This is a genomic window from Aquisalimonas lutea, assembly GCF_030409225.1.
GTDB lineage: Bacteria > Pseudomonadota > Gammaproteobacteria > Nitrococcales > Aquisalimonadaceae > Aquisalimonas > Aquisalimonas lutea.
Genome location: NZ_JAUFPK010000005.1, coordinates 273,535 through 290,867 on the forward strand (window position 1 = coordinate 273,535; position 17,333 = coordinate 290,867).

General features: G+C 65.1%; 19 protein-coding genes. 14 read left to right on the forward strand and 5 right to left on the reverse strand.

The features are described from left to right. The first annotated feature begins 40 nt into the window (after window positions 1-40). From QWY84_RS15465 to QWY84_RS15510, 10 genes are read left to right on the forward strand one after another with little or no spacing between them, the layout of a single operon-like run. Window positions 41-814 carry a TIGR03749 family integrating conjugative element protein gene (locus QWY84_RS15465; RefSeq protein ID WP_290204054.1) on the forward strand — a complete coding sequence of 258 codons (774 nt, stop codon included), beginning with the start codon at window positions 41-43 and terminating at the stop codon, window positions 812-814. Beyond that, window positions 814-2,310, forward strand: coding sequence for a TIGR03752 family integrating conjugative element protein (locus QWY84_RS15470; RefSeq protein ID WP_435372991.1), 1,497 nt, complete (start codon window positions 814-816; stop codon window positions 2,308-2,310). The genes QWY84_RS15465 and QWY84_RS15470 overlap by 1 nt, the downstream gene beginning before the upstream one ends. Continuing rightward, window positions 2,264-2,776 carry a TIGR03751 family conjugal transfer lipoprotein gene (locus QWY84_RS15475; RefSeq protein ID WP_290203764.1) on the forward strand — a complete coding sequence of 171 codons (513 nt, stop codon included), beginning with the start codon at window positions 2,264-2,266 and terminating at the stop codon, window positions 2,774-2,776. Before QWY84_RS15470 ends, QWY84_RS15475 begins: the two co-directional genes overlap by 47 nt. Further along, a complete protein-coding gene (locus QWY84_RS15480; protein WP_290203765.1) occupies window positions 2,776-5,559 on the forward strand; it encodes a conjugative transfer ATPase in 2,784 nt (927 codons plus the stop codon). The genes QWY84_RS15475 and QWY84_RS15480 overlap by 1 nt, the downstream gene beginning before the upstream one ends. Continuing rightward, window positions 5,556-6,002, forward strand: a complete 447-nt coding sequence (locus QWY84_RS15485) for a hypothetical protein (RefSeq protein WP_290203766.1) — start codon at window positions 5,556-5,558, stop codon at window positions 6,000-6,002. The genes QWY84_RS15480 and QWY84_RS15485 overlap by 4 nt, the downstream gene beginning before the upstream one ends. Beyond that, window positions 5,990-6,403 (forward strand): TIGR03757 family integrating conjugative element protein, encoded by a 414-nt coding sequence (locus tag QWY84_RS15490; protein WP_290203768.1) that lies wholly within the window; start codon window positions 5,990-5,992, stop codon window positions 6,401-6,403. Before QWY84_RS15485 ends, QWY84_RS15490 begins: the two co-directional genes overlap by 13 nt. Further along, window positions 6,393-7,433, forward strand: coding sequence for a TIGR03756 family integrating conjugative element protein (locus QWY84_RS15495; protein ID WP_290203770.1), 1,041 nt, complete (start codon window positions 6,393-6,395; stop codon window positions 7,431-7,433). The genes QWY84_RS15490 and QWY84_RS15495 overlap by 11 nt, the downstream gene beginning before the upstream one ends. Before the next feature lie 14 nt (window positions 7,434-7,447). Next, entirely contained in the window at window positions 7,448-8,833 is a 1,386-nt protein-coding gene (locus QWY84_RS15500) for an integrating conjugative element protein (RefSeq protein ID WP_290203772.1), read from the forward strand. Window positions 8,834-8,838: 5 nt separating this feature from the next. Further along, the gene (locus tag QWY84_RS15505) at window positions 8,839-9,165 is read left to right on the forward strand and encodes a histidine kinase (protein WP_290203773.1); all 327 of its coding nucleotides are present in this window, start codon (window positions 8,839-8,841) and stop codon (window positions 9,163-9,165) included. Further along, window positions 9,162-10,721, forward strand: coding sequence for a conjugal transfer protein TraG N-terminal domain-containing protein (locus QWY84_RS15510; protein WP_290203775.1), 1,560 nt, complete (start codon window positions 9,162-9,164; stop codon window positions 10,719-10,721). The genes QWY84_RS15505 and QWY84_RS15510 overlap by 4 nt, the downstream gene beginning before the upstream one ends. Before the next feature lie 23 nt (window positions 10,722-10,744). Here the strand turns inward: QWY84_RS15510 and QWY84_RS15515 are convergent, their stop codons facing one another. Then, window positions 10,745-11,110, reverse strand: coding sequence for a hypothetical protein (locus QWY84_RS15515; RefSeq protein WP_290203777.1), 366 nt, complete (start codon window positions 11,108-11,110; stop codon window positions 10,745-10,747). Between the two features lie 347 nt (window positions 11,111-11,457). Here QWY84_RS15515 and QWY84_RS15520 point away from each other — a divergent pair, with 347 nt between their 5' ends. From QWY84_RS15520 to QWY84_RS15535, 4 genes are all read left to right on the forward strand, one after another. After that, a complete protein-coding gene (locus QWY84_RS15520) occupies window positions 11,458-11,841 on the forward strand; it encodes an MbcA/ParS/Xre antitoxin family protein (protein ID WP_290203779.1) in 384 nt (127 codons plus the stop codon). Beyond that, a complete protein-coding gene (locus QWY84_RS15525) occupies window positions 11,834-12,532 on the forward strand; it encodes an RES family NAD+ phosphorylase (protein ID WP_290203781.1) in 699 nt (232 codons plus the stop codon). Before QWY84_RS15520 ends, QWY84_RS15525 begins: the two co-directional genes overlap by 8 nt. Before the next feature lie 258 nt (window positions 12,533-12,790). Continuing rightward, window positions 12,791-13,426 carry a type IV toxin-antitoxin system AbiEi family antitoxin domain-containing protein gene (locus QWY84_RS15530; RefSeq protein WP_290203783.1) on the forward strand — a complete coding sequence of 212 codons (636 nt, stop codon included), beginning with the start codon at window positions 12,791-12,793 and terminating at the stop codon, window positions 13,424-13,426. After that, on the forward strand, window positions 13,416-14,333 hold the full coding sequence (locus QWY84_RS15535; protein WP_290203784.1) for a nucleotidyl transferase AbiEii/AbiGii toxin family protein: 918 nt from the start codon (window positions 13,416-13,418) through the stop codon (window positions 14,331-14,333). Before QWY84_RS15530 ends, QWY84_RS15535 begins: the two co-directional genes overlap by 11 nt. Before the next feature lie 27 nt (window positions 14,334-14,360). Here the strand turns inward: QWY84_RS15535 and QWY84_RS15540 are convergent, their stop codons facing one another. From QWY84_RS15540 to QWY84_RS15550, 4 genes are all read right to left on the reverse strand, one after another. Then, a complete protein-coding gene (locus tag QWY84_RS15540) occupies window positions 14,361-14,918 on the reverse strand; it encodes a recombinase family protein (protein WP_290203786.1) in 558 nt (185 codons plus the stop codon). Next, window positions 14,915-15,172 carry a WGR domain-containing protein gene (locus QWY84_RS20110; RefSeq protein ID WP_353959900.1) on the reverse strand — a complete coding sequence of 86 codons (258 nt, stop codon included), beginning with the start codon at window positions 15,170-15,172 and terminating at the stop codon, window positions 14,915-14,917. The genes QWY84_RS15540 and QWY84_RS20110 overlap by 4 nt, the downstream gene beginning before the upstream one ends. Window positions 15,173-15,472: 300 nt before the next feature. Continuing rightward, a complete protein-coding gene (locus tag QWY84_RS15545) occupies window positions 15,473-16,252 on the reverse strand; it encodes a ParA family protein (protein WP_290203787.1) in 780 nt (259 codons plus the stop codon). Between the two features lie 11 nt (window positions 16,253-16,263). After that, on the reverse strand, window positions 16,264-17,175 hold the full coding sequence (locus tag QWY84_RS15550) for a CHAD domain-containing protein (RefSeq protein WP_290203788.1): 912 nt from the start codon (window positions 17,173-17,175) through the stop codon (window positions 16,264-16,266). Window positions 17,176-17,333 lie beyond the last annotated feature (158 nt).

The window sequence follows — 17,333 nt, forward strand, 5'->3', positions numbered from 1 at the left end:
GCCACGGTGGTTGCGGGCCGGCGGCTTGGTCGTCGCCCTGATGCTGGTTGGTCCCGCGGTCGCTGAAACGCCGGACGAACGCGTGACCTGGGATGGTACGCCGCTGGCGGTCACTGTACCGGTCGGGGGTGAACGCCTGGTGCGCTTCCCCGAGGACGCTGTGCGCATTGGCGTGCCGAAGCGCATCGCGGACAAGATCCGGGTCTACAACAACGACGGGATCGCCTACTTCCAGGCCCACGAGACGTTCGCGGCCACCAGGGTCGTGGTCGAGGCCACCCAAGGTGGAGGCGCCTACTTTCTGGATCTGCAAGCGAGCGAAGGCGCGACCACCGCCGACCTCGTCGTCGAGCGCTCCGGTGCCAGTGGATCGCGGGACAGCCGCGGGGACCGGAGCACCGACGACCGGGATGGTGCCGGGCCGCGTGACCGCGTGCATCGGAATCTGGACTACATCACGCTCACGCGCTACGCCGCGCAGACGCTTTATGCCCCGAGCCGGCTGCGCCCCGAAGCCGAGGGGATCCGCGCCGTGGCGCTCGACGACGACCCCGTGGACCTGGTGCGTGGTGGTGCCGTGGCGGCTGAGCCGGTCGCCGCCTGGCGTGGCGGTGGTCGCTTTGTCACGGCCGTGCGGCTGACCAATCGCACCGATGATCCCGTCATTCTGGATCCGCGGGAGCTGCGCGGCCGGTGGCTTGCAGCAACATTCCAGCACGGCCGGCTCCAGCCGGCCGGGGATCCGGCGGATACCACGGCCGTGTATCTCGTCTCCGAGCGGCCGTTCGCCGACAGCTTCTGGGGGGCGCGCTGATGCACAGCAACCGGTTGCTGCCGATCATCTTTGCCGTCGTCGCCGTCGCCACGGTACTGGTCTTGCTCCAGCTCGGCGGTGATGGTGACCAGCCCGAGTCCGAGGCCCATCAAGCCATGGAGGAAATCCCTCGGGTTGATCGGCCCGATGCGGACACCCCCGCAGATACGATCCGGACGCTGGCCGCCGAGCAAAGCCAGCTCCAGGAGCAGCTGGAGTCGCTGCGCCAGGAAAAGAGCCAGCTTGAAAATGAGCTGGCCGAGCAGCGGGAGCAGCGACAGCAGGCTGCTGAACGGGAACAAGCCGCGCAGGAGCAGCGCATCGATCGGTTCCTGGATCGCATCGACCACCTGTCTTCCCGGGTCGAGGAACTCCAGGCACAGGCCGAACCATCCCCGGACGACGAGGGCGATATCCCGGTCGGGCTCGGTATCGACCCGGCCGACGGCCTACCCGCGGACGGCGCCGACACATCGGCCCCCGCGCCGGGGGAGCGTGAACTCACGTGGATCGAGCCCGCGACGGCTCGCAATCGGGGTGACGGTCGCAGCGCGGATAGTGGCTCCGGTGACGGCGATGGTGTCCTGGAACGCGGGCGCGACGTCTTTGACGCGGCGCGCCGGGGCGGCAGCGACGGTGCCGGCGGCGATAGTCGCACAGCGTCATCCGTCGACACCGAGGCCCTCGCCGAGAAGCGCCAGGCACGACGGACCGCGGAGGTCCGTGCCGAGCGTGGCTACGTTGCCGACGTCGACGAGCGTGTGGCCGAACCCCGCTACACCATCCCGCGCAACGCGACCCTGATGGGCTCGACGACCATGACGGCACTCATCGGGCGGATCCCGCGGGAGGGCACGGTGGACGACCCGGCCCCGTTCAAGGTGGTCGTCGGCGACGACAACCTCGCCGCCAACGACATCGATATCCCCGGCATCGAGGGGATCATCTTCTCCGGGACGGCTTTCGGTGACTGGACCCTGTCGTGTGTGCGCGGCGAGATCCAGAGCGTGACGGCCGTGTTCGCCGACGGCACGATCCGCTCGTTGCCGAGCCCCGACGGCGAGGGGGATGAAGAGGCGCTCGGCTGGATCTCCGACGACCAAGGGGTGCCGTGTATCGCGGGCGAGCGCGTATCCAACGCCGCGGCGTTCCTGAGCCAGGCCACCGCGCTGGCCGGCGCCCAGGCCGCCGGCGAGGCGGCTGCAGCCGCGGAGACCACGACCCAGATCGGCCAGGAGGGCTTCACCCGGAGCATCGTTTCCGGCGATGCGGGGAACTTCATCGCCGGCCGGGCGGCCTCCGGCGCCATCGAGGAGGTGGTCGGGTGGCTGGAGCGACGCCAGCAGAACCACTTCGACGCGATTTTCGCTCCGGCCGGCCAAACGGTCGCGGTGCACATCGATCGCGAACTACAGATCGATTACGAGATCGACGGCAGGAGAGTGAGCCATGAAGCGTTCCAGCGCGACGACAGCCGCGTGGGTGGCCTTGATTAGCGCAAGCCTCGCCGGTTGTGCCTCCACCTCGAAGGAGGATGTTTTCCCCGAGGACGGGCCGACGATGCGCGAGGTCTACGACGACCACTTCGAGCGCATGCGTGGTGATGACGCCGACGCCGCGCGCGCGGCGTTGCGCGGGGGGCAGGGCGGGTCCGTCGGCGAGGCGGATGCGTCGGGTGACGCGGGGGACGGGGGCGATGACGCCGGTGCGCGTGAGCCGTCCACCGGGCCCCACGAGCCGCGGCCGGTGCGTGACGGGCCGGCCGATCTTGCTGGCTACACGCGCACCGCTCGCAACGAGATCCGCACGCGCTTTTCGCAGGTGCCCAACCCGACGCTGGCCATGTACGTCTACCCTCATCTCGCCGGGCCCGACGAGGCGCCGGTGCCGGGCTACATGACGGCGTTCTCGATGTATCAGCAGGACCACTACGCGTTGCCGGGTGAAGCGGAGGCGCAGTGATGTGGCAGATGCTGAAGGCGCTTTTGCCAGGCTCGTCGACCGCGATGTCCGGGGCGGGGTCGGACCGCCCCGATCCCGATCTCGGGACGAGGTCCGACCGCCCCGCAACCCAGCGGGAGGTCGCCAGTCTCTATGAACGTCCCAACGCGTTCACCGAGCTGCTGCCGTGGACGGACTACGACCCGGAGACCCGCGTGTTCCTCCTGGAGAACGGCAGCAGTGTCGGCGCGCTGTTCGAGCTCACCCCGGTGAGTTCCGAGGCGCGATCGGCGGCATACATGGATGCGCTGCGCGAGCAGATCCAGGCGGCGATCGCTGACACCATTCCCGAGGTCGACCATTCGCCCTGGGTCCTGCAGTTTTTCGTTCAGGATGACCCGGCCATCAGTGATCTCGCCGGCAGCGTCCGAGCCTACGGCGCCGAGCGCGGTGGCGGGCATGCATTCGCGCAGACCTACTTCGCCCACCTCGATGCGCATGTCGAACGGATCTCGCGGGACGGGGGGCTGTTCGTCGACGAGCAGGTCACCGGTGCCCCCTGGCGGGGGCAGCGCCGACGGGTGCGCGCTTGTCTCTACCGGCGTGATGCCGGCGGCGAACTCGCCCCGGAGGAGGAACTCAACGAGGTCGCGGCCCGGTGGGTGACCAGTCTCGAGGCCGCCGGTCTCCATATTAGGCGCTGCGGTGCGCAGGATCTCTACGAATGGCTCGTGCCGTGGTTCAATCCCCGGCCCGAACTGACCGCCGGCGATCCCGGGGAACTTCTGCGCATCGCTCCGTATCCCGGTGACGAGGCTCTGCCCTTCGGTCGGGATCTCGCCGAACAGTTGACCTACTCCATGCCGGAGTCGGACTACCGGGCCGGGGTGTGGCGCTTCGACGGTCTCCCGCACACGGTGGTCCATACCCAGGGGCTGCGCACCACGCCGCGGGTGGGGCATTTCACTGCGGAGCGCGAGCGTGGCGACAACGTCTACGCCCTGTTCGACCGCTGCCCGGCAGGCACCGTCATGGCGGTCACGATCACGTTCCAGCCCCAGGACTCGGTGAGCAACCACGTCGCCAAGATCAAGGCAGCCTCCGGCGGCAACAACGTCGAGTCCCAGCTGGCGTACCAGGAGGCGGAAATCGCCCAGGAGCAACTCGCCCGTGGAAACAAGCTCTATCCGACCCAGGTCGCGTTCTACCTGCGCGCACCCGACGACCGGACCCTGGTGCGCCGGCGCAATCACCTTGCGTCGCAGCTCACCGCGCAAGGACTGCACGTTATTCCCCGCGAAGCCGAGCTGCTACCGCTCGATACCTACGTCCGCAACCTGCCCATGGCCTACGACCCGAATCTGGAGCGGTTCACGCGGCGCAGCCGCTATATGTACGCCAACCACATCGCGTCCCTGTTGCCGCTGTACGGCCGCACCAGGGGCACGGGTCATCCGGGAATGCTGTTCTACAACCGCGGTGCCGAGCCGCTGACCTTCGATCCACTGCACAAGCAGGACCGCAAGAAGAACGCCCATGCGCTCATCCTCGGGCCTACCGGGGCCGGCAAGTCGGCCATGCTCAACTACTTGATCATGCAGATGGCCGCGATCTACAAGCCGCGCATCTTCGTCATCGAGGCGGGCAACTCCATGGGCTTGCTCGGTCGGTATGCCGAGGCCCACGGCCTAAGCGTCAACCAGATGAGCCTCAATCCCGGCGAGGATGTCTCCCTGCCACCGTTCAGCGGCGCACTGGCCCTCGTCCAGGGCAGCCGGTCATCGGAGATCGAAGCCGCGGCGGGGGATGCGGCAAGCCTCGACGGGGCCGCGGGTGACGAAGGTGAAGACGAGGACCCGGACGAAGGCCGGGATGTCCTTGGTGAGATGGAGCTGTCCGCACGGATCATGATCACCGGTGGCGAGGCCAAGGAAGACGCCAAGATGACCCGCGCGGACCGGCTTGCCATTCGGCGCGCGATTCTGCGCGCCGCCGAGAACGTGCGCGAAGCCGGCCGCTGCCAGGTTCTCACCGAGGATGTGGTCGAGGGTCTGCGCCAGGGCGCCCGGGACCCGTCGCTGACCCATCAGCGAGCGCAACGCATCCAGGACATGGCGGACGGCATGGAGCTCTTCTGCTCGGGGTTCGCCGGGAAGCTGTTCAACCGGCCCGGCACGCGCTGGACGGACGTCGATCTCACCATCGTCGATGTGGGCATGCTCGCCCGGGAGGGTTACGAAGACCAGCTGACGGTCGCCTACATGGGACTGATGAACCACATCAACGACCTCGTCGAGCAGTGCCAGCACGAGGATCGCCCGACGCTGGTGATCACCGACGAGGGGCACATCATCACCACGAACCCGCTCCTGGCGCCCTTCGTGGTCAAGATCACCAAGATGTGGCGCAAGCTCGGCGCCTGGTTCTGGATCGCCACCCAGAACCTGGAGGACTTCCCGGACGCCGCCAAGAAGATGCTCAACATGATGGAGTGGTGGCTTTGCCTGGTCATGCCCAAGGAGGAGATCGACCAGATCGCCCGCTTCAAGGACCTATCCGACGAGCAGAAGACGTTGCTGCTGTCCGCTCGCAAGGAGCCGGGCAAGTACATCGAGGGCGTCGTTCTCACGGATCAGATCGAGACATTGTTCCGCAGCGTGCCGCCGCCGATCGCCCTGAGTCTGGCTATGACCGAGAAGGACGAGAAGGCGGAGCGGCGCAAGCTCATGCGAGAGCACGGCTGCACGGAAGTCGAGGCAGCCGAATGGGTCGCGCAACGGATCGCGGAGACTCAAACGCAATGATGAGCGCAAGCATCCATACCGATTTCGCAGCGAACGCCTGGTCCTGGCAGGAGTGGCTCCAAGTGGCCGCCGGCTTGATGGGGGTCGTGCAGATCTCGGCCAAACCGCGGCTGCCGGACGAGGTCGCCTGCCTCACCCTGGCGCCGCTGCCCATGCAGGGCCCCGGGAAACTGCTGCACAAGGGCGGTTGGTTGACCTCGCCCGAGCGCGAGCAGGCCCTCGCCGCGGTGCGGGCGCTCGCAACCACCCCCGTCAAGCTTGCCCGGGCCGTCGATGGCGGTCGACCGCTCGGTGACGCGGCCCAGCAGGCCGCCGCTCGTGCCCTGGCTGCCGCCGAGAGCGAGTTGTGCGCTGCGCACCTCAATGCGAGATGGATACGCAACCAGCAATGGATCGCTCTGGACCGGGATCAACGCTCGCGGAGGGCGTCATGGGACGGCTGAAGGTGGGTATGGCCGCGGCCGTGCTCGCACCGGCCGTCGCCACAGCTGCCTCGCTCGAGCGCATCGATGTCTTCGTCGTCGGCGCGCCAGCGGTCGCCGGGGCCGATATCGGCGAGATCCCGGTGATGATCCATCGCGTCGATCAGGTCCGGGTGGTGCGCCAGGCCTTGAACGAGAACCTGCCGGACAACCCGGAAGCGGCCCGGCGGCTTGCCCGGCAGCGGCTCACCGATGAGCGGCGCCAGGCGCTAGTCGACGGTTATGAAGGGTTGATCCGGGCCCGTCGGCTCGGCGTGGAGAAGGTTCCCGCCGTGGTGCTGGATGAGCGCTACGTGGTCTATGGCAGCACGGACTTGGAACGGGCAATCGCAGCGTACAGGGAGGTGGCCGATGGCGATTAGGCACTGGTACGAGCTCGGTGCACTCGCCGCGGCCGGTCTGGCGTTGACCGGCGGGGTGCCGCCGGCGGAAGCCGACCTCACGACCCCGGAGATCCTCGAGCAGACCATCGCGGCAATGCCGTCGTGCCTGGACTGGGAGTTCAAAGGCGTGTGCTTGTGGCTGCTCTGCACCCCAGGGGGCTGCAGCGTCGAGGAAAGCCCGCGCGTGGCCCACTACAACCCGGACCTGGTGGTTTGCTCCTACAACGAGCTCGGGGAGAACCCATGGCGGGAGATCCGCCGTACCCTCGGCGTCGCTCAGGAGTCGGCTGCCTCGAGCCTGGTGGAGGGTGCGACCGGCTTCGAGCCGGACGCGGGTCACCAGGATCGCGGCAGCGAAGAGCGCGAACAGAAGCGGAACCTGCGTTTCAAGGAAGCGGACGCCATCGGTCACCCACTGGAGTCGATCTCGAGTTTCACCGACATCGACTCCGGTCTGCTGTGCCCGTCGACGGCGGAGATGTACTTGCCGTATTTCCAGTCCGCGATGGACGCCATCGAGTGGCGTCTGAACATCGTCGAGCGTGCGCTCTACCCCGCGAGCTGGACGCCGGGGCTGAGCGAGGTCGGCAACTGGCCGTCGAATACGTGGGGGCCTGTCCACCCGCGTATCGGCTCCATACACCAGCCGGAAGATCCGAAAGCTGGTGCCGTGATCGCCCAGCGCGCCGGCGACATCGTGACGCGCCGGGGACAACCGCACGTCTACACGCCGCTATCCAACGATATCTCGGGTTACAGAACCTGGGCGCCCGTGCCACTTCGGCCGGCGGATGCGAGCACGGGCAAGTGGCAGATGCACCACCCCCGGAGCACCAGCTCCTGCATGGTCTTCGGCGTTGATGACACGAACGGGCCGAGCTGGGCGTCCGGGGTCTTGGACGCCGCGGATGACGAGGGTGCCCAGGACTACGCGTGGACGCTGTGGCGCTACTACGACTGCTGCGAGCGAGAAGGGACATTCATCGGGGTCGTTCCGGCCGGCGGATAAGGGAGGTTCCGACGATGCGTTCATCGATGGGCGTGGTCATTGCAACGACTGCTCTTCTGGCATGGGCGGGATTGGCCGGTGCCGACGAGGAAGGCGAGATCGCGCGGGCATTCATGCCGGCCGAGACCGGGACGCTCTACTACGAAATCGGTGGCGCCAGCCCCGTCTCGCCGCCGCCCAATCCGGAAGTGACGACGATGACGCTCGGCCTGGAGGCGAGCGCCGGGCTCGGTTATAGCTGCGGGCAGTTCGATCCGGAAGTCGCGATCGAGAACCAGCTCAACCAGATCGCCAGCGGCGCGGACGCGATGGTGGACAAGATGGTCAATGCGGCCAAGTCGGCCGTCGCCAGCCTTCCGGCGTATGTCCTCCAGCGTGCCAACCCCGGGCTCTACGATCTGTTCCAGAACTCGCTCATCCGCGCCGAGGAGCAGCTCGAAGTTGCTACCAAGAACTGCCAGCAGATCGAAAGGGAGATTGCCGACGGCCAGAATCCGTACGCCGATCTTGTCACCTTGTCCAAGGGGGACGAGTGGAATGCGTCGGTCGGAGCGGGCGCCGACATCATCGAGACCAACGAGTCCATCGAGGAGAATGCGGGCGATCACGGCGTCGAGTGGCTCGGTGGCGAGACGGCCGGAGGCCTCGGAGACGAGCCCATCGAGGCCATCGGTGACGTCGTCCGGGCCGGCTACAACGTCACGCTCAACCGCGCGCCGAACGCGGGCAGCGACGTACCGAGCGGCCCGGATGCCCCGCCGATCGCCCAGGCGTGGGATTCGCCGGGCGACGCCGAGCAATGGGCGACGCGGGTGCTTGGCGACGAGAACATCATGACGTGCCAGAGCGGCCCTGAATGCGAGACCGAAACCGAACCCGGGGTCGGGCTCTTGCCCGTGCTCCAGGAGCGGAACGCCGAGATCAGCGACAAGCTCGCGGAGCTCATCAGCGGGGCGCGCCGTCCGACCACCGCCAATCTCCGTGAGGTCTCCGCGCCGAGCGTGGCGGTCAGCCGGACCCTTATCGAGTCGCTGCGCGAGCTGCCGGAGCAGGACCAGGCAGTGGCCGCCGGTCGGCTCGCCCAGGAAGTCGCCACCGCACAGACCATGGAGCGGGCACTCATGGTCCGGCGGATGCTTCTCACCGGGCGCCGGGTGCCGGAGATCAACCGGTCATCCATCGGCGACGAGCATGCCAGCGAAGCCATCGACGAGATCGAGCGCGAGATCGAGTCACTCATGCTCGAGGCCGAGGCCCGCGAGGCGGTGGTTTCCAATACGGCCGAGCATGTGATCGACGAGGCGCGCCGGCTACGCAACGACGCCATTGACGCGCCGACAACGCCGGCGGAACCGGGAGTGCCGATCCGCGAAGGCGTGCCCATGGACACGGAGAACTAGGGCTCATGCGGCGAATGCGGGTGTGGCTGACAACAGGGGGCATTTTTCTGTTCGTCGTCGCCATCAGCACGGCCTGGCACGCCATCGAGGAGCCGGCGACGATCCGCGCGCGACTCGCCGCGGCGGATCTCTATCTGGCGCTATGGCGTTGGGCGGCGATTGCCCTCGTGGCTGCGGCGTGGCCATCGATTGCCCGGTGGCTCGCCCGCGGCCGCGCGGACGACGAAAGTGAGCGCCTGGTGCGCTTCCGGTGGCGGATCACCGAATGGCTGATCGTGCTCGAGATCGTTCTGGGACAGAACCTCCTGGGTCGGTTGGTGGATCTCGTATGAATGCACAACATCCGCTGGAGCTCTACACGGCCATCTTCGGATGGCTCCAGTACGAGACGATCTGGACCATCCTCGTGGAGACGGGCCTGGCGTTCATCCCGTTCGGGCTGATCATCATCAACGCCTGGACCAGCGCGCACCAGGGCACCGAGGCCCAGGCGGGGTCGCGCAAGAGCGTCGCCGAGGCCGAGGTGGGTATCGCCCTGGCGCTGTCCGTGGTTGTGCTCGCCGGGCAGCCCGTGCTCCAGCTCGGCACCGATGTGATGAGCTACAGTGACCCCTGCGGCGATCTCCCGGATGGCGAGGACACCGCGTACAACGATGTCTTCTCAACGGATCTCTCCGAGGCCAGCGTCCCCATTTGGTGGATGGGCGTGATGGCGCTCGGCAGTGGCATCACCGGCGCTGCCATCGATCAGATCGGCTGCCCGGGTGACCTCATGCAGACCCGGCTCGAGTTCGAGCGTCAGCGGATCAGCGACGAGACCGTCGCCGAGGAGGTCCAGCGCTTCGCCGAGTCCTGTTTCGTCCCGGCGCGATCGAAATACCTGCGCGAGCGGCCCGATGCTGCGGAGAGTCTTCTCGACACCTACGGCCGGGACGAGACCAACTACATTGGCTCCCGGGTCTTCCAGGATCTCGGCTACTACGACGAGTACCGTGCGCGGGCGCCAGTCGACGGCTTTCCCTATGACCCGGCGCGCGATACGGAGTACATGAGCGAGACGGCACCCGACAACGGCCGGCCAACGTGCCAGCAGTGGTGGGAGGGCAGTGCCGGCGGGCCCTCGCTGCGCGAACGGATTCTGCAGCAGCGTGACCCGGGGCTGTGGGAGCGCGTGACCGATTACGTCTCGACGATCGGCGCCTCGGAAGAGGAAGCCGAAAAGGAGATGATCCAGACGATCATCAGCAACGAGGCGCAGATCCCCGACAGCGGGCCGTCCGATCTCGTCTCGACCACGGCCGGGGATGGCCAGGGTGCGGTCTCGGGGACCTACGCAGCGATCGCGACGGGGACGGGCACGGCTTGGCATCACGCGACGAGTCACGGACCCATGGTGTACACCATGCGCACGCTCGCTCCGATCATCCAGAGCTACCTGCTCATGGGAATCTACATCCTGCTGCCGCTGATGCTGCTCTTCTCCGGCTACAGTTGGACGAGCGTGTTCGTCGCCAGCATCGCCATCATTTCGATCCAGTTCTGGACCTATCTCTGGGAGGTCAGCGTGTGGCTGGAGAATCACCTTCTCCAGGCAATGCTTGCCCCGGGCGCTGCACACGAGTTTTCGCTGGATCCGCTCGGGGGGATTTCCGAGACGCAGCGCAAGATGATCGAGATGACCACGGCCTTGCTGCATATGGGGCTGCCGTTCATCTTCTCGCTGGTCATCGGCTGGGGTGGGAACAAAACCCTCAACCATCTAGGCACGCAAGAGGTTGGTACGGGGTCCGTCCGTAGCGTCGGTGAGTCTGGAGAAAGCATGATGCGCGGCCCCGCCACGAATGCGGTCACGAAGGGCGTCGGCGGAGCAGCTCGGCCGCGCGGGTGAACTGCTCTGGCAGACGCGATCAACTAGTACTCATCGAGTGACCAGTATTCACCCGGGTTCTTGCTGACGATGTCCGCTTTCGAGCGTATGGCCCGCTCGTGTCGGGGAACGACTTCGTGCCCCATCCCTGTCGGATCACCTTTAATGGCGTTGGGGTGGGTCATTTCGAACGAGTCTCGAAGACCCGCGCGCCGACCGCGGTTTGTCTCCGGTGCGATCTCCGCAAGGAACGCGATGAGCTGACTGATCGCCTTGAAGAAAGTGCGAGCCATTGGCGTTGTCTGCTCACGCCAGGCCGCAAACCCCGTACGCCAGCCGTACTGGCGAACCAAATGCCCGCAGTGGGCCGCCGAGCCTCCGATGACGAGAAGGAGCAGTACCTCGAACATCCCTGACAACCTCCGACCAGCCTGGTCATCTGCCTGTCACAGCTATCCACAATTTCTGTGGACCAGCCTGTGGACAGAACGGAGTCTTCTCCCTGTCAGAAGAGTTTAGCGCTGTGGTCACCCAGTGACCAAGGGTCTGGGACTTGCCTCAACCTCACTCCAGCGCGGCTCGGCCAAGGCCTCCGGCACAACGAGATTCGATTGCGCTAGCGTTCCCGTTCGGCTCTGTGACGTCTGGCGGGCATAGCCGCAACTCAGAAAAAATCCGATCATATGATCGTAATTGGAACATAAGCGGTCATATGGATGTATACTGTAGGAGCAATGGAAGAGATCGAGGACGCAGCATGCAACAGATGACTGCTCAAAAGCAGCACCAGCTCGGTGCCGCGGGCCTTCGCGCCTATCCCAACATTGCGCGCGCATGGGGACTGACGGAATCCCAAGCTGCCCGGCTACTCGGTGCCCCGGAAAGCACCTATCGCCGGTGGAAGCGTAACCCTGAGCGGGCCAATCTCGACGTCAATCACTTGGAGCGGTTGTCGTTGATCCTGGGGATCTACAAGAATCTGCATATCCTGCTCCCGCGCGAGGACGCTGCGGACAGCTGGGTACAGCGCCCGAATACCAACCCGCTGTTCGGGGGGCACACCCCCTTGGAGCGCATGCTGGGAGGCCAGGTGGGCGATCTCGTGGCGGTGCGCCAGCATCTGGACGGTGCCCGTGGCTGACGAGTGCGACCTGTTCCCTGTTTCCCTGGTCCGCTGGCCGCGGTCGTACCGCATCATCCCCGCTCGCTTCCCGCCGATCGCCCTGTTCGAGCGCATCGCCGGTGATCCCGCCGATCTCGACGCATTGAACGAACTCGAGGGGCTGACATCGAATCGCTTACGTGAAGAGGCAGGTGAAATCCACCTGATCAAGCGGGAGGATCGGCGTTACGGTCCGGGGTGGTCACCGATCATGGCCGCGCTGTGTTATCCGCGGCCCAGCCGGTTCACCGATGGCAGCTACGGCGTGTACTACTGCGCCGACAACGAGCGCACGGCCGTCGCCGAGACGCGGTATCACCGCGAGCGCTTCCTGGCCGAATCCAATGAGCCACCCATGGCGGTCGAGATGCGCGTCTATATCGCGGAACTGGACACCGACTTGCTCGACCTGCGAGAAGATACCAACCTGGCTGCCCCGTACCTGGACCCCGACAGCTACGCTAACAGTCAACAGCTCGGCGCCGTTGCCCGCATGCAGGATCATTACGGGCTGGTTTACCCCAGCGTCAGGGACTACGAAGGCGGCGAGTGCGCCGCCGTGTTCCGACCTCCGGCGCTTGGGCCGACGCGCCAGGGGAAACACTTCGAATACCGTTGGGATGGTCAGCGGATTACGGCAGTCGTCGAACTCCGGGAGACGAGCTACTAGCCAAGCCGCACCGATGGCAACGACGCACGAAGTGAAGAGCAACAGGCGCGGAGCCTCAGTTGGTACTTGCAAGCGCTAACCGTAAACGCTTTCCGCAGAGGGGGCGGCCGATGTTATGTGCGGTGGATTCGCATTGGATCAACCATCCGCAATCCCCGTCGGGTACTGCGCGGGTCCATCTCTCTGCTCGACGCATCGCATCAGGGTGAGTAATGTGACATAATGTCCGCACTTTTCAGTATTAGTAGACGTTTTGTCATGCCTGCAAAAATCGGTTCCGAGAAGACGTCGCAACGTGATCGGGCGCTTACTCTCCTCGCGTCACAGGGCATGGCCCGACTGAGCGAGTTTCGCAATGCTGGGGTTGCTCAGGAGACAGTGGCCCGCCTCGCCCGCGAGGGTACGATCCTACGACTCGCCCGGGGTCTGTACCAACTCCCGGACAACGAACTCGACATCAACCACAGCCTTGCGGAGATAGCCAAACTCGTCCCCCGAGGTGTCATTTGCCTCCTCTCCGCGACCCAGTTCCATCAGCTCACGGTCCATACGTCATCAACCGTCTGGGTCGCAATCGAGCGCACTGCGCGTAAGCCTGCGATCAAGCATCCTCCGCTGCGGATTGTACGCTTCAGTGGCGCGGCCTACTCGATGGGAGTCGAAGAACACCTGATCGAGGGGGTTCCGGTGAGGATTTACAGCCCAGCCAAAACCGCAGTCGATTGCTTCCGTTACCGCAACAAGGTCGGCCTGGATGTTGCGCTCGAGGCGCTCAGGGAGGGTCTCCGGCAGAGGCGCTTCACGACCGATGAACTCTATCGCCACGCGACTGCGACAAGAACCTGGAAGGTCATGGAGCCGTACATGGAGGCGTTGCTTACAGATGGCACGTGACGTTCAGAATGTTGGTGCATCAGTTCGTGCGCGGCTGCTCAACCTGGCCAAGGAACGAGGCGTTGATTTTCAGCTCCTGGCCATTCGCTATGGCCTGGAGCGACTACTGTACCGGCTGAGTGTTTCTCCTCACCGAAACCGATTCGTTCTCAAAGGCGCCATGCTGTTCCCTGTTTGGCTCGACGATATCCTGCGGCCAACCCGCGACGTGGATTTCCTCGGATACGGGGACGATGACGTCGCCGCGATGGAGGCAGTCTTCCGTGACATATGCACCATGGAGGTCCCCGACGACGGTGTCTCATTTGACTCAGACCAAGTGAGCGCCAGCCGGATCAAGGAGGACACGGAATACGGGGGCATCCGATTGCAAACCGAAGCGCTGCTCGACAGCATGAAACTGCCTATCAGGGTGGACATCGGCTTTGGAGATGCCGTTACCCCAAGAGTTGAGTCAGCCGAGTACCCGGCCCTTCTTGATGCCCCGGCACCGATACTCGGCAGCTACCCACGCGAAACGGTCGTGGCCGAGAAATTCCAGGCCACAGTAGCCCTCGGTGCGGCCAACAGTCGAATGAAGGACTTCTACGATCTCTGGATGCTCTCGCAGCGCTTTGACTTCGACGGGGCGCTGCTCACCAAAGCCGTTGAAGCTACATTCTCACGACGACGAACTGCGTTACCTTCGGAAACCCCTGTGGGTCTCAGCGACGATCTTGCAAAATCGACTGCGAAGCAGAACCAGTGGCATGCCTTTCTGAACCGCGAGCCCCTCGCCGACGCTCCCGGACAACTTATCACGGTTACGACCGGACTGCGGGAGTTCCTGCTGCCAATTGTCGTAGGCCTACAGCGCGGGCAACCAGTGGGATCATGGGCCGCTGGAGGCCCTTGGCGGCGCAGGTAGAACGCCTGCCCCAGTGGGGCTGTCCATTCAATACCCTTCCCTGTTTAGCGACGTATTTAAGGTTACCCTGCTCACGCCCAGATACCGCGCTACTTCCGTCTTCGTCATGGTCGGATCCGCCAGCATCGCCGCGGCACGTCGGACATCCGCCCGAGACAGCGCTGGTTTCCGTCCACCCTTCCGCCCACGGGCCCGCGCGGCCTTCAGGCCGGCAACGGTGCGCTCGCGAATCAAATTTCGCTCGAACTCTGCAAGCGCCCCGAAAATATGGAACACCAACCTTCCGGTACTGCTCGTGGTGTCGATGGCTTCCGTGATCGAACGGAACCCCACGCCTCGCTCCTCCAAGTCGCTGATGATCGTTACCAAGTCCTTCAGCGAACGTGCAAGGCGGTCCAGCTTCCAGACCACAAGGGTGTCTCCCTTGCGAAGCGAACGAAGGCAAGCATTGAGTTCCGGACGCTCCCGCTGCGTTCCGGTGATCTTCTCCTGGAAGACCTGGTCGCACCCAGCCTCGGAGAGCGCATCAAGCTGCAGCTGAGGATCTTGATCGTGGGTGCTGACGCGCGCGTATCCAATGATCATCGCGACACCCCCGCTTCCCGGTACCCCTTTCGCATCTTCCGTCGGACCACGTCGAGAAACGCTTCGTAAGCAGAAGCCATACTGTCGAACGGCTCCACCCGATACGACCCTCCTCCATGACCGATACGTCCCCACTCCCGCACAAGAGCAACGGGCGCGAAGAGGTCGGGACGGAGATATACGCGGTAGTACCGCCACCGCCCGGCGTCGGGGTCGATCGTGACCAAGTGCACGTGCGCGGAGCCGATATCCATGGCACCGTGTATAGCACGCCGGACGTTTGCTGAGCGTAGAAAACTTTACGGCTTTCTTTGCAGTTTTTGCTTGACGAAGCGGCGTGCAGCGTGGGCACCGGCTAGTGATAAGAAAACGCTGGTTTGTCCCATAGGGCGAGGGTCGACCCCAAGCTGACGGTCGTTCAATACCCCTTGGCGTCCGCTATCAGGATGGTGCTCACCAAATACGAGGCTCAGGAGAGCGATTACATCGACGCCGGACTATACCGCCGGCTCGGTGGCCACATGAAACCGGCCGCGGGAGAGGCGTTGGCAGCGCTAACCGGCCCCCTCTGACGTGTGCGCGGGAGGGGACATGTGCAGACGCAACTCCAGCTCCTGCCAGAGAGCGCGCCAGGCGCGGGCTGCCCGACTGCGGGGGGCGAAAGCGTTGACAGGTGCACGGTGTTCACCCATGCGCTCGTTGTCCACCGCCGCCGGAACCCAGGATTGCAGGACGTTCACCATGGATTCGGGCGGTTGCGCCAGCCATTGGCGGTGCATCGCTCGTCGCCGGTCGACAAGAGAGAAATACGGATACAACGAGCGCCTGTAGATCCCCAGGCGGTCGAGCTCGCGAACGACCTCGTCGTACGCCCGCAAGGAGAGATGGGACGGGATGACCGGCGTCAGCAACGTGTCGGCGGTGCGGAAAACCGCCTCGGCCAAACGGGAAAGACCCGGTGGGCAGTCAACGAAAACCGCATCATAGCGACCCGCGACCGGTTTCAGCAGACGCCGGAGGATCTTCACGCGCTGCCCGCCGGCGCGGTCCAGCCGGACATCGAGATTGCGCAACGTATGGTGGGCGGCCGCGCAGTCGAGATTCGGCCAGGCCGTCGCCGAAACGGATCCCGATAGCGCCTGATGGGTGTTCACAAGCCGTTTGCCGTGCGGGCCATCGGGCTCACAACCGAGATACCAGGTCGCCGCGCCCTGCGGGTCAAGATCCCAGCAAAGCACCCGGTAACCCGCCTGTGCTGCCTCGTAGGCGAGGTTGACGGCACCGGTCGTCTTACCAACTCCGCCCTTGAGATGACAAAGAGCGATCACGCGCATCGGATTCCGCCTCAATACTGTTGCTGGCAGTCATCCCGCCAGAGATCCCACCAGCCTGCGAGACGCCGTTGGTAAGCCTCCGCCGACTCGCTGTAGAGACGCCGGCCCAGGCGAAAGGCCTCGGCGCGAAGCTCTTCCTGGCGTTGCCCCATGCGCATCAGCGGGACCGTCAAGCGGTCATCGCCACCATAGCGCTCCGGCTCCGCGAGCAGAGCCGACCTGAGAACCATGAGATCGTGGTCATCGCCGAGACAATCGGACAGCGCCTTTAGCTCCCGCTGCCAGGCAGTCATGATTCCCGGCCAGACACCGCGGAGCAGGCACGTGTGATACCAGTAGTCCTTCACACGCTTGCGCCATTCGTGCAGCACTTCGATGCTCGGGCCCCGCTGCGCATCGCGCAGGCGCGCCGCGCCGCGCCGATAGCAGCGCGCCGCTCCCGCCGCCAAGTCGGGAAACCCCACGATCTCCGGCCACTCCGCTGTGCGTGCACGGGCCAGGGAAAGCGCCTCCCGTGCCGACTCCAGGGAAGCCCCGATATCACCGGTCCCGGCGAGCAACGCGTCGCGGCGCGCAACCAGCCCCTGCCGAATGCCGTCACCATCCGTCGCCAGACACTCGCCGAACCGCTCCCGAAGCGCGTCCCATGCCTCGACCACGGCCTGGGCATCCCGGCTCGATGCCAGCCCCCGTGCGACGTCCCGGAACGCCTCGTTCTCGCCGCGATAGCGCGCACCGAGCGGCCGCCGTGCGAGCCGCAGCACGGCACGAATCTCCTTGCAACGCTTGCGGGCTTCGTGGATTCCCTTGTGCTGCTTGTCCCCCGTGCGGTCGAGCTGCTTCATCGCATCGTCAATACGCTCGCGCACGATCCGGCGCACTCCGGCATCGGGGTCCTCGTCCGCCTCGAACTGATATGCCACAGGCTTTCCTGCTGAACGTCGCTTCAACTCCGCGTTGTTGAGCCTCGGTGTACCGGGCGCCACCAAAGGCGAAACCGATCGGAGGGTAACACCTGTGTCATTTCGAAATGTTATCAAGTGTCAAGTAATCGCCATGTGCAACATAGAGGTACAGGAGG